The 12,724-nt window shown below is 63.6% G+C and carries 14 protein-coding genes; 7 read left to right on the plus strand and 7 right to left on the minus strand.

The features are described from left to right. The first annotated feature begins 3 nt into the window (after nucleotides 1–3). A complete protein-coding gene (locus NBRGI_RS23220; RefSeq protein ID WP_370627818.1) occupies nucleotides 4–828 on the plus strand; it encodes a carbohydrate ABC transporter permease in 825 nt (274 codons plus the stop codon). A 17-nt stretch (nucleotides 829–845) separates the two neighbouring features. Here the strand turns inward: NBRGI_RS23220 and NBRGI_RS46560 are convergent, their stop codons facing one another. The 3 genes from NBRGI_RS46560 to NBRGI_RS23230 all read right to left on the minus strand — a co-directional run bounded on the left by NBRGI_RS46560 (nucleotide 846) and on the right by NBRGI_RS23230 (nucleotide 3,852). After that, a complete protein-coding gene (locus NBRGI_RS46560) occupies nucleotides 846–2,309 on the minus strand; it encodes an ATP-binding protein (RefSeq protein ID WP_148310914.1) in 1,464 nt (487 codons plus the stop codon). Between the two features lie 273 nt (nucleotides 2,310–2,582). After that, entirely contained in the window at nucleotides 2,583–3,005 is a 423-nt protein-coding gene (locus tag NBRGI_RS23225; protein WP_029899357.1) for a VOC family protein, read from the minus strand. Between the two features lie 10 nt (nucleotides 3,006–3,015). Next, nucleotides 3,016–3,852, minus strand: a complete 837-nt coding sequence (locus NBRGI_RS23230; RefSeq protein WP_029899358.1) for an AraC family transcriptional regulator — start codon at nucleotides 3,850–3,852, stop codon at nucleotides 3,016–3,018. Between the two features lie 163 nt (nucleotides 3,853–4,015). Here NBRGI_RS23230 and NBRGI_RS23235 point away from each other — a divergent pair, with 163 nt between their 5' ends. Together NBRGI_RS23235 and ychF are read left to right on the plus strand one after the other, a co-directional pair. Then, a complete protein-coding gene (locus NBRGI_RS23235) occupies nucleotides 4,016–4,939 on the plus strand; it encodes a quinone oxidoreductase family protein (protein WP_029899359.1) in 924 nt (307 codons plus the stop codon). 101 nt (nucleotides 4,940–5,040) lie between these two features. Next, the gene (gene ychF, locus NBRGI_RS23240; RefSeq protein WP_029899360.1) at nucleotides 5,041–6,120 is read left to right on the plus strand and encodes a redox-regulated ATPase YchF; all 1,080 of its coding nucleotides are present in this window, start codon (nucleotides 5,041–5,043) and stop codon (nucleotides 6,118–6,120) included. Between the two features lie 204 nt (nucleotides 6,121–6,324). Here ychF and NBRGI_RS45345 read toward each other — a convergent pair whose 3' ends face one another. After that, nucleotides 6,325–7,356 carry a DUF6630 family protein gene (locus NBRGI_RS45345; protein WP_148310915.1) on the minus strand — a complete coding sequence of 344 codons (1,032 nt, stop codon included), beginning with the start codon at nucleotides 7,354–7,356 and terminating at the stop codon, nucleotides 6,325–6,327. Between the two features lie 315 nt (nucleotides 7,357–7,671). Between NBRGI_RS45345 and NBRGI_RS23250 the strand changes: the two genes are divergently transcribed. From NBRGI_RS23250 to NBRGI_RS23265, 3 genes are all read left to right on the plus strand, one after another. Continuing rightward, on the plus strand, nucleotides 7,672–8,016 hold the full coding sequence (locus NBRGI_RS23250) for a hypothetical protein (protein ID WP_029899362.1): 345 nt from the start codon (nucleotides 7,672–7,674) through the stop codon (nucleotides 8,014–8,016). Between the two features lie 361 nt (nucleotides 8,017–8,377). Then, on the plus strand, nucleotides 8,378–8,992 hold the full coding sequence (locus NBRGI_RS23260; RefSeq protein ID WP_029899363.1) for a dihydrofolate reductase family protein: 615 nt from the start codon (nucleotides 8,378–8,380) through the stop codon (nucleotides 8,990–8,992). A gap of 376 nt (nucleotides 8,993–9,368) precedes the next feature. Next, nucleotides 9,369–9,779 carry a DUF4189 domain-containing protein gene (locus NBRGI_RS23265; RefSeq protein ID WP_029899364.1) on the plus strand — a complete coding sequence of 137 codons (411 nt, stop codon included), beginning with the start codon at nucleotides 9,369–9,371 and terminating at the stop codon, nucleotides 9,777–9,779. A 68-nt stretch (nucleotides 9,780–9,847) separates the two neighbouring features. Here NBRGI_RS23265 and NBRGI_RS23270 read toward each other — a convergent pair whose 3' ends face one another. Continuing rightward, the gene (locus NBRGI_RS23270; protein ID WP_235211079.1) at nucleotides 9,848–10,324 is read right to left on the minus strand and encodes a nitroreductase family deazaflavin-dependent oxidoreductase; all 477 of its coding nucleotides are present in this window, start codon (nucleotides 10,322–10,324) and stop codon (nucleotides 9,848–9,850) included. Between the two features lie 241 nt (nucleotides 10,325–10,565). On the opposite strand from NBRGI_RS23270, the gene NBRGI_RS23275 reads away from it, so the two are divergent. Next, nucleotides 10,566–11,204 (plus strand): hypothetical protein, encoded by a 639-nt coding sequence (locus tag NBRGI_RS23275; RefSeq protein ID WP_029899366.1) that lies wholly within the window; start codon nucleotides 10,566–10,568, stop codon nucleotides 11,202–11,204. Between the two features lie 124 nt (nucleotides 11,205–11,328). Here the strand turns inward: NBRGI_RS23275 and NBRGI_RS23280 are convergent, their stop codons facing one another. Together NBRGI_RS23280 and NBRGI_RS23285 are read right to left on the minus strand one after the other, a co-directional pair. Next, entirely contained in the window at nucleotides 11,329–11,646 is a 318-nt protein-coding gene (locus tag NBRGI_RS23280) for a hypothetical protein (RefSeq protein WP_029899367.1), read from the minus strand. A gap of 189 nt (nucleotides 11,647–11,835) precedes the next feature. Further along, nucleotides 11,836–12,348 carry a DinB family protein gene (locus tag NBRGI_RS23285; RefSeq protein ID WP_029899368.1) on the minus strand — a complete coding sequence of 171 codons (513 nt, stop codon included), beginning with the start codon at nucleotides 12,346–12,348 and terminating at the stop codon, nucleotides 11,836–11,838. Between the last annotated feature and the right edge of the window lie 376 nt (nucleotides 12,349–12,724).

Genomic DNA, 12,724 nt, shown 5'->3' on the forward strand with positions numbered 1-12,724 from the left:
GCGATGGTGCGCCGGATGGTGCGTGGGGCAGGGATATACGTCGTGCTCGTCGGCATCGGGTGGTGTGCGCTGGCGCCGATCCTCTGGGCGTTGTCCGGGTCGTTGCAGGCCGAAGGTGAGATCGCCGAGCAGCGGCTGCTGCCCGTGCGACCCCGATGGTCCAACTACACCGAGGTTTTCGAGCTGCTGCCGCTGGGGCGGATGCTGGTCAACACCGCGGTGTACGCGGCCTGCGTCACCGCCGGTCAGCTGCTGTTCTGCTCGCTTGCCGGATACGCGTTCGCGCGCTTACGGTTTCGCGGTCGCGAAGTGCTGTTCGTCGCTTACCTCGGCACCCTGATGGTGCCGTTGACCGTCACGGTGCTCCCGCAGTTCCTGCTGATGCGAACCCTGGGCTGGGTCGATACGCCGTGGGCGATGATCGTGCCCGGATTTTTCGGCAGCGCCTTCGGCACGTATCTGATGCGGCAGTTCTTCGCGACCCTGCCCGTGGAATTGGAGGAGGCGGCGATCCTCGACGGCTGTACCCCGTGGCAAATCTACTGGCGAGTGTTGCTGCCGCACACCCGTCCCGCGCTGATGGTGCTCGCCGTGCTCACCTGGATCACCGTGTGGAACGATTTCCTGTGGCCGCTGGTCATGATCCAGCGCACCGAGATAGCCACCGCCACTGTGGGTTTGGTGCGTTTGCAAGGTCAGTACCACACCCAGTGGCCGCTCCTGATGGCCACGGCGATGCTCATCCTGCTACCACTACTCGTCGTCTACGCGATCGCACAGCGCGCCTTCATCCACGGCATCGCCATGGCGGGCCTGGGCGGCCGCTGACGATTTGGTCCGGTGAGTTATGCACCTTTATGTCTATCAGGCTTGGCGGAAACGTCGAGGGCACCCTGTGAACCCACTCGATCACTTGACGTGGTGTCTGACGATCCTGTCCACTTTCTGTATGCCGATGCGGAGCTGAATTTCCCGGGGACGCGCTCGATTTGCTGTGCAGCAATCAATCTTTGGAAGACACGTTTCACTGCATTTTCTGAGCCAATGCCTGTTAGTTCGCGGAGGGTTCTATTTCTGATTTCATCATGTGTCTCAAGGTACTCCATGCAAATTTCTTCGGGGGAGGCGAGGCGTTCGTGGCGGATGTTGACCAAGACTGAATTGGGCAACTCGGAAATGATGGGCGCCTTCAATTTTAAAGCCTTCATTGCATTGAATGCGGTATTCAACCCTTCGCCCACGTCCTTGTTCGGAGGGTTCGGGAATTTATTGATCAGCCGGACGATCGTTCCATTCCTGGCGAAGCGTTCGTCGAGTATGTTGTCTGGCGTTATATGCGCTGGCAGTCGCCCGGGGCTTTCGACCTCGATTCGGTTGTCGAATATTCGTATATGAACGTCATCTGCCAGTCCGTAGTCGCGGTGAATCACCGCGTTGGTGATTATCTCGTGGATTGCTTCGCGTGGATATTTTATCTGGGACAAGCCTTGCCGACTGGCAACCTTGGTTTGCTCAACGATCTCTACCACCTTATCGATGGCTGCATATATCTGGTCGTACAGCGATCCTTCTATGGTTATAGGATCGAACGTCAAGGCTTCGCGCGTGCCCTCGGAGTCAGTGGTTTTATATCGGTAGACTTTGATCGAAGATCTTTTTGGTAAAGCAACCTGTGGCTCATCGGAGAAGAGCAGCACGCCCCCAACAGTGGGAAGCCCCCCGCGTATAAGAAGCTGCTTTTTCAGCCATGGTTCCGGATCTGCGGTGGGTACTAGATCGATCATGAACCTGATAATTGACATCGAGTTGGTCAGCTCGTCTATCGGGTAGGCTATGGTTTCAGTTTCGAAGGATGTCAGGCCCTTTGCTCGTCGGAGTCGATCCATCGCCTCCGGGTTATCGGCCGGAATATTTTGTGCGCCACGCCGTACGTACGGCTTGCCGTTGGAGGCAACTTTGATGGATGTGGATTTTTGTATGGTCACATGAAGAATCTTGCCGACTGCTCGATCGGCTTCGAGAAACTCGTAGTCATGCTCTCCGCCCAGCGGGAATAATAGGTCAAAAATTTGGATATGACCGTTAGCTGATTCTAAATCATCGAATCCCCGCCAACGCCTCTTGTGGCTGGAAACTTCGTCGATTCCAATAAAAATTTCCCCGCCATCTGCATTGGCAAAAGCGCTTAGAGTTTTGGTTAACGCAGCAGGTGCGATGTCGATGGATTTCAGGTCGCCGAATTGCCCCTCTTCCAGACTCAGGATGCGGCTGACCTGCTGACTGCTCACTCGAACCACCGAGATGCTCACCTGTGGATTTTACTTCAAGTAGACGCTCTGCTGTCGCGATATCGGCCTACCTCGATCGCGCCAAAATGGTGTGCAGGTATCGCAGAGATGGACTGGCGATGTGGATTCGCACAACACGGTGTCGTGTAAGCGTCCCTCTGAGCGCAGGGTCGCTCGAAGAGGCGTTAGGTCATGGCTGCTCCAGGAGCGATGGCCTGGTGCAACGTCAAGTCCGTCCAGGATGCGGGTTGCGCTGGACAGACTTTTCGTAGCTCAAGCTGCTTGAGCACAAGGTTATTCGCCCCAGTAGGTGCCGAAGCTCCACAGGTTGCCCTCGGGGTCGCGGACCACGAAGCCGCGCGAGCCGTAACTCTCGTCCTGCAGGCCGCGGATCACCTCGGCGCCGGCGGCAGCGGCGCGCTCGAACAGCGCGTCGGGGTCTTCGCAGACCAGGTAGACCGAGTCGTTGCCGGGCAGCCGCTTGCCGAAAACGCCCGCGTCCTTGCACGAACTGCCGAACATGATGCCGCCGCCCAGCGGCCAGCGCATTTCCGCGTGCTCGATCACCGAGGGGTCGTCTTCGCGGGCGTACATCGCGGTCTGCACGAAGCCGAACGCCTCGGTGAGGAAGGCGGCCATGGCTCGGCTGTCCCGGAAGGTCATGGTGGGCCAGACCGCGGTGCGGGTGGTGATATCGGCATTCGCTGGATTCGTCATGCGTCCAGCCTCACTCGGCCGACCCCGCGCCGTCTTGGACGGATGGAACCTCTTCGGCCAGCCAGATCGTCGGGCTGGCGCCCGCGAGTTCGGCGAAGTCGCGATTCAGATGCGCCTGGTCGTAGTAGCCGCACGCGGCCGCCACCTGGGCGATGGAGATATGGGACGGGGTGTGCTGCAGCATCCGCCGAGCCCGCTCGAAGCGGGCGATCCGGGCCGCCAGCTTGGGGCTCAGCCCGAACTCGGCGCCGAACCGTCGCGCCAAATGCTGTCTGCTCCAGCCGATCTCGTCCGCCAGGGCGCCGACGGCCAGCGTGCCGCCGGACCCGACCACCGTGCGCCACGCCCACGTCAGTTCCGGCCCGACCAGTTGTTCGGGCCGCGCGATCCGGCCCAGGATTCGGTCGCAGGTCGCGAAGCGTGCGGTCCAGGTGGCCGGTCCCTGCAACCGCTCCCACAGCTCCGTGCCGACCGGCCCCACGACATCCGCCAACTCGACCGAGACATCCCACAGCGCCGCCGCGGGCGTCCCGAACAGTGCCCGGCTGCCCAGCGGGGTCAGCGCGACCGCGACGCCCTCCTGATGACCGGTATGAGAGATGAGCGCGGAACTGGCCTGCAATCCGCCCAGAGAACACCGGTAGTCCTGAGGCGACTGCCGCGGATCGGTCTGCGCGACAACGTCGATGGTCGGCCCGATGCTGACGATGAACGTCATGTGCGCGGACGGCAGGCCACGGTGCAGGCCCGCCGGATACCCCACCATCCGGTAACCCACGTAGTGGTCGATGAACCGCGCGAGTACCGGCGCCGGTCGCGCCGTCACCATCTCGGTGCTCGGCTCCATGCAGGTCACGCTACGCCTCGCGGGCCGTGGCGCAAGGTGGCCCGGCGGCGGCCGCGGCGCTTCACCGACGCTGCGGCCCGCCGGTGAGATGTCGCACTCGGGGGTGTGGTTCGACGGCGATCTGCGGTTACCGTGGCCACTTCTGATGAGTTGTGGAGGTGTGATGCGTCGGGTCCAGTACGAGCGCAGCGGTGGTCCGGAAGTGCTCGAGGTCGTGGCGGTCGAGGTGCCGACGCCGGGTCCTGGCGAATTGCTGGTGCGGGTGGAAGCGATCGGCGTGACGTTGCCGGTGGTGCGGAAGGTGCGCGAACAACGCGAGCCGATCGCGCTCGGCGGCGAGATCGCCGGTGAGGTGGTTGCCGTCGGTGAAGGAGTCACGGGCTACCAACCCGGCTATCGGGTGACCGGGCTGGTGTTCGGGCACGGCTACGCCGACTACGCCCTGCTCTCGGCGGCGATGGCCTCGCCCATTCCCGACGGCGGGTCCGCCGTCGACGCGGTCGCGCTGGTACGCAGCGGCCTGGTCGCGCTGGGTGCGCTCGACGCGGCGCAGCCCAAGGACGGTGAGTCGGCGCTGATCACGGCGGCGGCCAGCGGTGTCGGCCATCTAGCGGTGCAGCTGGCACGGCTGCGTGGCGCCGCACGGGTCGTCGGCGCGGTCTCCGATCTCGCCAAGGCCGAGTTCGTGCGCGATCTCGGGGCCGACGAAGTCGTGGAATACGGCCAGGAATCGTGGGGCGCGCCCGTCGATTACGCGCTCGACGCGGTCGGCGGCGAGCTGCTCGGACCGGCCATCGCGGCCGTCGCGCCCGGCGGACGGCTGGTCGCCTACAGCTCCGGCGGCGGCACCATCGAGGCCTACGACCTGCTCGTCGGGGCCAAAACGGTGATCGGCTTCCAGGTGGCGCGGATCGCGCAGGGACAGCCGGACCTGTTCGACCACTGGCGGCAGGAACTGTGGCAATTCCTCGCGTCGGGTCTGCTGCGGCCCGTCGTGCACGCGGAGTTCGCGCTCGACGACGCTGTCGCGGCGCATCGGGTGGTCGAGGGGCGGGCCAACCTCGGCAAGGTTGTCCTGGTGCCCTGATCGCATGCCGGTGGTTCCCACACGCTGTTTCGTGTGTGGGAACCCTGGGCGATGCGGCCGGTGCAGGTAGGAGTGGGTCTGGCGCGTAGACTTCTCGTCTCGTGAGTCTCACCCTCGGAATCGTCGGCCTGCCCAACGTCGGAAAGTCGACGCTTTTCAACGCGCTGACCAAGAACGACGTGCTCGCCGCGAACTATCCGTTCGCGACCATCGAGCCGAACGTCGGCGTCGTGCCGCTGCCCGATCCGCGGTTGAACAAGCTCGCCGAGATCTTCGGTTCCGAGCGGATCGTGCCGGCCGTCGTGTCGTTCGTCGACATCGCGGGCATCGTGAAGGGCGCCTCCGAGGGCGCCGGGCTCGGCAACAAGTTCCTCGCCAACATCCGTGAGGCCGACGCCATCTGCCAGGTCGTGCGAGTGTTCGCCGACGACGACGTGGTGCACGTGGACGGCCGGGTCGATCCCGCCGCCGATATCGAGGTGATCGAGACCGAGCTCATCCTCGCCGATCTGCAGACCTTGGAGAAGGCGGTCCCGCGCTTCGAGAAGGAAGCGAAGATCAAGAAGGATCGCAAGCCGATCGCCGACGCCGCCAAGGCCGCGCAGGAGATCCTGAACCAGGGCACCACCCTGTTCGCCGCGGGCAACAAGGTGGATACCGAACTGCTCAAAGAACTTTCGCTGCTCACCACCAAGCCTTTCCTCTACGTCTTCAACGCCGACGAGTCGGTGCTGACCGACGAGGCGAAGGTCGCCGAGCTGAAAGCCGCTGTCGCACCGGCGGATGCGGTGTTCCTCGACGCCAAGGTGGAAGCCGAACTGCTCGAGCTGGACGACGAGTCCGCCCTCGAACTCCTCGAATCCATCGGCCAGACCGAACCCGGCCTGCACGCCCTGGCCCGCGCCGGTTTCCACACCCTCGGCCTGCAGACCTACCTCACCGCAGGCCCCAAAGAGGCCCGCGCCTGGACCATCCACCAGGGCGACACCGCCCCCAGGGCCGCAGGCGTCATCCACACCGACTTCGAACGCGGCTTCATCAAAGCCGAAGTAGTCGCCTACGCCGACCTCGTCGAAGCCGGTTCCATGTCCGCCGCCAAATCCGCCGGCAAGGTCCGCATGGAAGGCAAGGACTACGTGATGCACGACGGCGACGTCGTCGAATTCCGCTTCAACGTCTAGCGGACAAGCGCACCGTCGAGGAACGAATAACAGCTCGAGCCCTGGTTACAGAGTTGCAGAGCAACTGAGCTCCTGTCCGGCGGGATAGGGGCTCAATCTATTGGGGCTCAGCGTGAGTAGGGTTTCGGGTTCTTCGCAATCGTGACAGCGGCGCGGGCGATATCATCTTCTGTCCAGGTTTCCGGGAAGAGATCTTTGTTCGGCTTAGGGTTCCTCGCGCGGCTCGACCGTGCCGTAGGTGACGATCTCTGCTTTGGCCGTCGCGGCGAGGTCGATAAGCCGCTCGAGTTTGTCCGAGGGCAGGAAACCGAGCACAAGTTCATTTTTGCCGGTGAAGACTCCGATCAACGCGGTACCGACCGCTCGGCAGTGATCGCCCAACAACCGAAGGTGGGCCTGGCGATCAGCCTCGGTCTTGCCCCTGTGTATATCGCCGTCGTCCCAGTCCCAGGTCAGCCCTGCCGGGCAGGTGGGTAGCAGTGCTAGGCGGCTGCGAATCGCCGCTGGGTCGGCGACCGCGCGATGGAAGTGGGCCAAGCCGCCATCGACGCCGTCGAACAAGACCTCGATCAGTGCGTCTTCCGGATCGAACGCCGACCACGACGCATTCTCCAGGACGTACTCCAACCTCCCACGCGCCTTTTCGGCGTCGGGTGCGAGGAGTTCGACAAGGTCGAAAAGCGCTGTCCGTTGCGCCGCCTCGATGCGAGCGCTGTGGAACCTATCGCGGGTCCGGGGCAGGAAGTCGATGACCACTCCATACTCTCGGTCGTAACTGTCGAGGTCGTCGAGAATCCAGCTCTCATTAGACCGGATCCGGTGAAACCTGAACGTGCCGCAAGTTTCGTTCACCCCGACGATGCATCGCAGCGGAATCGGTGCGCTCAGTTCACCAGCCATTCGCCCGACCTCACGAGCCAGGGCGATCCCTTGTCGAAGCAGGGTCCGCTGGGCGTCGACGCCGAAGATCGGCACCTCGGCATCTCTACTTTCCACGGGCACAAAATCTTCCAGGTGGAAGCGGGTTTCAGAGCACTCCCACCCGGTCAGATCCAAGGCACGCCCCGGTGCGTCATCCGCGTGCGAAGGAGCGGGTGCCCAGCACACCACCTCGCCACGGCATTCGATCCCGGCATCCACCCAGGTCCGACGCAAGTCGGGCGCCAAACCTGCTTCCGGATCCAGGCCGCCGAAGCCGTCCCGCAGACCGAGTAGTCTCGCCGTTCGGTCGTCCATCTTTACCGTAAGCACGATCAAAGCTATCGCTCGGACCGAGTTCGAACACGCGTGTCCGAACAAACTATGGTCGAACGGCACGCTGTCCTCGGCAGTCGCCGCTGCTGCGTACGTTGCCGGTGATCAGCGGGAAATTCCGATGGTCAGTAAACGCCGACTCTCGCTGCACGCACGACGGCTAGCTCTCGGCGCGGGAACCCATGCCAGCCAACCAATCTGGGCGTCTTACCAATGCGCGAAATGTGGCATTTCAGGACGTTGGCCAGGCATCGAAGCCGGTACCCTCTCCCAACTCCCGCGTAACATCTGGTCATCATGACCGGTCGGGATATCGTCGCTACAGGTTCGTGGCTGTATGACAATCACATCGCCACACCGGTGTTCGTCGTTCGTCTCGACTACGACTTCTGGTACGAGCTGGGCAAGGAAGACGGCACGCTCGACGCGGATGAAGAACCGCTTCTCGATTCGACCGGGCACGCCTACTATGTGTCCTTCAAAGCTCTGCGCGACCAGACACCGTTCTGGCCCGACTCCGGACCGTACCGTTCGGTCGAGGAGGCGCGAAAAGCGGCTGAATCCAGGGTGCCCTCTCCGGTCATCTGGCAATCCGGTGAACTGATTCTCCCGCCGCCAGACACACGTCGCAGCCCGCCCTGAATCAGTAGGGCATGCGCTCGGTCGAACTCTCCGCAGCCGCGGTCGTCAATCGGACCACGTACCTGATCGGCGACGACCGCCACATCCACGCCGTCCACACATGACGAGAGCCGAGATCCAGATAGTCTGAGCCGCAACGTCTCTGGACGGCCGACCATCACGTCGTGGCCGCGTCGGTTCGCGCGGTAGGCGGCATTATCTGCGCCCTTGGCCGCATGGTCAGGTATCGCGATGCCCCCTTGGGAATCTCGAGGTGCGGGTCCAGAGGGGCGCACGGCAATCAGCCGCAGACCGATGAGTTCGGCACGCGCGCACCGTCTTCCCATGTAGATCAGATCCGAAAGATGAAGGGACAAAGACATTGTCGAACAGCACACAGGCACCCAGCCGCCGGGTTGCCGCCGAGGTCACCGTGTCGATGGACGGTTACAGCAGCACCGGGCCCGAGGACGACATGAGCTGGTGCATGGACCACATCGCGACCGCTCAGAGTGAGAGCTACTACGAAAGCATTTGGCGCGCCGCCGATACCGCGGTCCTGGGCAGGGTCAACTGGGAAGGTTTCACCTCGGTATGGCCGCAACTGACAGCGGACCCGACCAGTTCCACCCGCACCCGCAACCTTGGGCAGTGGCTGTCCGCAGTCGAAAAAGTCGTCTTCACCACGACCCTCGACCAAGCCGACTTGGACAAGACCGACTGGACCAACGCCAGGATCGGCCGGGATCTCGAGGGCGAAGTCCGCGCGCTCACGCGGACCTGCGGCGGCGACATCCTGGTCCTCAACAGCGCCAGTATCATTCGTGGTCTGCTGGATGTCGATCTCGTGGACGACCTCTACTTGACGATCGTCCCCACCACGCTGGGCGCGGGTCTGCGACCACTTCCCGACAACCACACCTCGACCTGGCAGCTCGCCACAGCCACTACCTTCCCGCAATCCGGCGCCATTTCACTGCACTATCAACGCCCCTAGGACAGGCCCCGCCGAGGACCGACTCACCTCGACCGCATCTCCCATCGACGCTGATGCACGCCCATCGGCACTATCGGACGTTCGTGAGAGTGCGTACCTGGAGATCGGCAAGGACCGAATCCGCGGCAGCCACGGCTCTCGCCCGGGCCACACGTGGTCATGGTCGACCGCGTCCGTCGCTGTGCGAGGCAATGGCCGCCGACGGAGGGCGCTCCCGCAGCCGAGGCCGACTAGATCAACAGATCCATCACCAAGACCGCGGTTCGTAATGGTCTTTGCCATGCCCCCAAGACTTGGGGCGATCTCGAGTCCATGCGTTGCGGTATTTTCCATGCGATCGCCGCACCCTGGTCGGCGCGCAGAGGGAGCACGTCGTATGTTCAAGAAGTCCTTTGCGGTCGCCGCGCTCGCGGTGAGCGCCGCTGCCGTTCTAGCGGCACCGCCCGCTGCCGCCGACCCGGTCAACTGGGGTGCCGGCTCTCTCAGCGTGTGGGGCAATGTCTATGCGTTTTCGGTCAACCACCCGACCGAAGCCGACGCCATTCGAGCCGCCGACCGCGCGTGTAAGGGTCAAGGCATCATCGACTGCCGGATGATGGTGACGTTCGCGAACGGCTGCGGTGCAGTCGTGACGAGTCCGCTCTCGATCGTCGCGGGGTTCCCGATCGTGGGCTTCGGTAAGGGGGCGAACCCGGGGGAGGCGTACGCAGACGCCACCCGCAACCTGCCCACCGGCACCGGAAGCGTCGGCGCGTTCAATCGCGAACATGCCTGCACCCAGCCTTGATCCGGTTCCAGCATGGTTCCGGTGAACCGGGCTAGGTGGGCGCTGAAGCCAGCCGCTACACGAGGTCGTCACCAGTTGATTCGGGTGATCCGGAGCACCGGGATCCGCCGCCGGGTCTTGGCCTCGAACTCGGCGAAACCCGGTTGGACGGTTACGGCCTTCGCGAACAGCCGGGCGCGCTCCTCGCCCTCGGTGGGCGTCGCTTTGGCTCGGTACTTGTCGGCGCCGACCTCGACGGTGAGTTCCGGGTTGGCTACGAGGTTGTGATACCAGGCTGGATTGCGGTCGGAACCGGCGGCAGAGGCGATGACGAAAATGTCGCCGCCGTCGGTGAAGTACACGACGGGGCTGATGCGCGGCAGGCCGGTTCGGGCGCCGACAGTGGTCAGCAATGCCATATCTAACGTGGCGAATCGGCCGCCGACCTGGCCGCTGTTAGCGCGGAACTCGGCGATGACTTCAGGGTTGTACTCGAACATTCCGTTCCGATCGTTGATTCGGATGTCGATGCGGGACAACGAAAATGCCAGATCGGACCCAAACATAGCAACAAGACAGATCTGTCTCCCTTTTGTGAGACAACTCCGCCGAACGACTGCGCGAGACCGATCGGCCGACCAGCAGCCGTCCCGAACAGACAGGTCGATCGCTCAGCGGATGGCGGGTTGGTCCGGTCGCGAAACAGGTGACGTCTCAACGAGATCGAGCTCGACGGACGACGTGGATAGACTGGCGATGATTTCGGTTGCCGAAGCCGAATGCCGATTGCACGAGTTAGGCTGACCGTTGGCAGAGCAGACCACCGACGAGACGTTTCCCGCGCCCAGCGGGCAAGAGCGCACTGTAGACAGGGTGCCGCGCCGACGACGGATCGCCTGGGTGCTCGCGGTCGCCGTGCTCTTGACGGTCGACGTCGTGGCAGTGCCGGTGATCTATCTGTCGGGCCGCTTCTATCGTTTGCAGGAGTTCCTTGCTTGGGCTGTGCCGGTGTGCTGGATCGCGACGGGAGTGCTGGTTTTCCTTGCGTCGAGGATGGGTTGGCGTCGCACACGGGACTGGCTTGTGCCTACCGCCGTGCTGACGCTGTCGGTGCTGGCTCTCCTGCCGCTGATGCTGTTGTGGCTGCTGTTCGCGGCCTTCATGAATCCGGTCGACAGCACGCCGAAGGTCCTCGCGGTGAGCTCCGACGGTCGCCTCGAGGCCGTCACCTACCGCGCAGAAGCCATGATCGACACTATCTGCGGCATCACGCTGCGGGAGCGTGTGGGCCTGTTCAGCAGGCAAGCCGATGTGTGGGAGGCACCGGAGAGCCAGCCATGCCCGAAGCGCGTGTCCTTCACGGGAAACGACACGATCAGCATCATCGATTACCACGGCCGGGAGATCAAGGTGCGCTTCGACGCCGACCGAATGAAGGTGGCGTAGCTGGTATTCGCCGGGCAGCTGCGTGCCGCGGGCGGCGAATCCGTTTCGCTGTCATCGGACCCCGGTGCGAATTCCGCTACGACGTTTGATGTTCGGCCGCGGCGGCAGTGTGGGTCGAGGGGGCCTAGGCTTGGATCACCTCTACTTTGACGAGGGCGTTGAAGGAGTCGCAGCTGGCCCAGGATTGGTTTTGGCCGTATTGGATGGGGCCGTATTTCCAGTAGGTGAAGGGGACGGGCCAGGCTACGCAGGTGAGTTTGACCTGGTGCCAGGTGGGGAGTTCGCAGTTGGCCATGCCGCCGGTGTTGAAGATGTTGTAGACGTGGCAGTTGGCTTCCCAGACCGGCACGTCGGCCTGGGCGACGCCGCCACCGGCGAACACTGTGGCCGCCGTCGCGGTGGCAACGACGGCTCCGGCCGCAAGGCGCTTCGCAGTTAACATTCCGAACCTCCTGAATCGGTGTTGTGTGGATCACATCGCAGGTGGTCGGCGTTTGTTACTCATCGGGCTTTGACGTGCGGGGAGAAGGCTCGGAGGGGCAGCGTGTACGCGTCAGGCTCGCCGAGATAGAGCGGCTCCACCGCAGGGGGCCGGGTAGCGGCTACCTGGTAGCGAAGGGGTCCAAGGGCGCTATTCCCCCGTCTGCCCGTCGATGGCTTCGCGGAGCAGGTCGGCGTGCCCGTTGTGGCGGGCGTACTCCTCGATCATGTGGATGAGGATCCAGCGGAGGGAGTAGGTTTCGCCGTTCGAGGGCCGGGTGGCGGTGGTGTCGAGGGCCGGGGCGGCGGCGACGATTTCGCGGGAGCGGTCACATTCGTTGCGCCACAGCTGGATCGATGCGATCGGGTCGGCGTCCTCGACCTGGAAGTCGGTGTCTTCGGCGGGATCGGTGGCCCAGTACAGCGGGGGTGCGTCCGTGCTCGCGTAGACCCGGGTGAACCAGGTGCGTTCCACCTCGGTCAGATGGCGGACCAGACCGAGCAGGGACAGGGTGGACGGCGGCACCGCCTGCCGCCGCAATTGTTCGGCGGTGAGCCCGGAACACTTCCAGTCCAAGGTGTCTCGCTGGAATTGGAGAAAGCCGACGAGCATCTCGTACTCGCCGGCCACCAGGGGTGCTTCGCTGCGCTGACCGGACTCCATGCCGTCATCATGCCGGGCGGGTCGGACATCGGCAGCGGAAGGTGATCGGCACTGGCGGAAAGCCGGATGACCGCTGATCAGGGTGGGGCCAGCACCACCGGAAAGAAGGGTGTTCGCTGGATGGGAAGGCGACAGCGCGGCTCGTAGCGTGATCATGGTGTGGGAAGCGAATGGGTTGCGTAACAGGGTTTGTCGTCGGATGTCTGCTGCCGTGGTGGCGGCGGGAGTGTTGGTAGCGGGGTGTAGTGCTGCGGAAAGTGACGGCAGTGCAACAGCATTCGGTGCGACCGGGCAGGCGCAGGTCGTCGAGGGCTTGAACCGCCTGATTTCCGACGATCACCTGCCCGGCGCACAGGTGGTGGTGAGTGAGCGGGGG

Source organism: Nocardia brasiliensis IFM 10847 (genome assembly GCF_000710915.1).
GTDB classification, from domain to species: Bacteria; Actinomycetota; Actinomycetes; order Mycobacteriales; family Mycobacteriaceae; genus Nocardia; species Nocardia brasiliensis_A.

Excerpts from the sequence above, each read along its gene's own strand:
- NBRGI_RS23280 (WP_029899367.1), bottom strand. The coding sequence starts at position 11,646 with ATGTTAACTGCGAAGCGCCTTGCGGCCGGAGCCGTCGTTGCCACCGCG.
- NBRGI_RS23270 (WP_235211079.1), bottom strand. The coding sequence starts at position 10,324 with ATGTTTGGGTCCGATCTGGCATTTTCGTTGTCCCGCATCGACATCCGA.
- NBRGI_RS23285 (WP_029899368.1), bottom strand. The coding sequence starts at position 12,348 with ATGGAGTCCGGTCAGCGCAGCGAAGCACCCCTGGTGGCCGGCGAGTAC.
- NBRGI_RS23220 (WP_370627818.1), top strand. The coding sequence starts at position 4 with ATGGTGCGCCGGATGGTGCGTGGGGCAGGGATATACGTCGTGCTCGTC.
- NBRGI_RS23265 (WP_029899364.1), top strand. The coding sequence starts at position 9,369 with ATGTTCAAGAAGTCCTTTGCGGTCGCCGCGCTCGCGGTGAGCGCCGCT.
- NBRGI_RS23250 (WP_029899362.1), top strand. The coding sequence starts at position 7,672 with ATGACCGGTCGGGATATCGTCGCTACAGGTTCGTGGCTGTATGACAAT.
- NBRGI_RS45345 (WP_148310915.1), bottom strand. The coding sequence starts at position 7,356 with ATGGACGACCGAACGGCGAGACTACTCGGTCTGCGGGACGGCTTCGGC.
- NBRGI_RS23235 (WP_029899359.1), top strand. The coding sequence starts at position 4,016 with ATGCGTCGGGTCCAGTACGAGCGCAGCGGTGGTCCGGAAGTGCTCGAG.
- NBRGI_RS23230 (WP_029899358.1), bottom strand. The coding sequence starts at position 3,852 with ATGGAGCCGAGCACCGAGATGGTGACGGCGCGACCGGCGCCGGTACTC.
- NBRGI_RS23225 (WP_029899357.1), bottom strand. The coding sequence starts at position 3,005 with ATGACGAATCCAGCGAATGCCGATATCACCACCCGCACCGCGGTCTGG.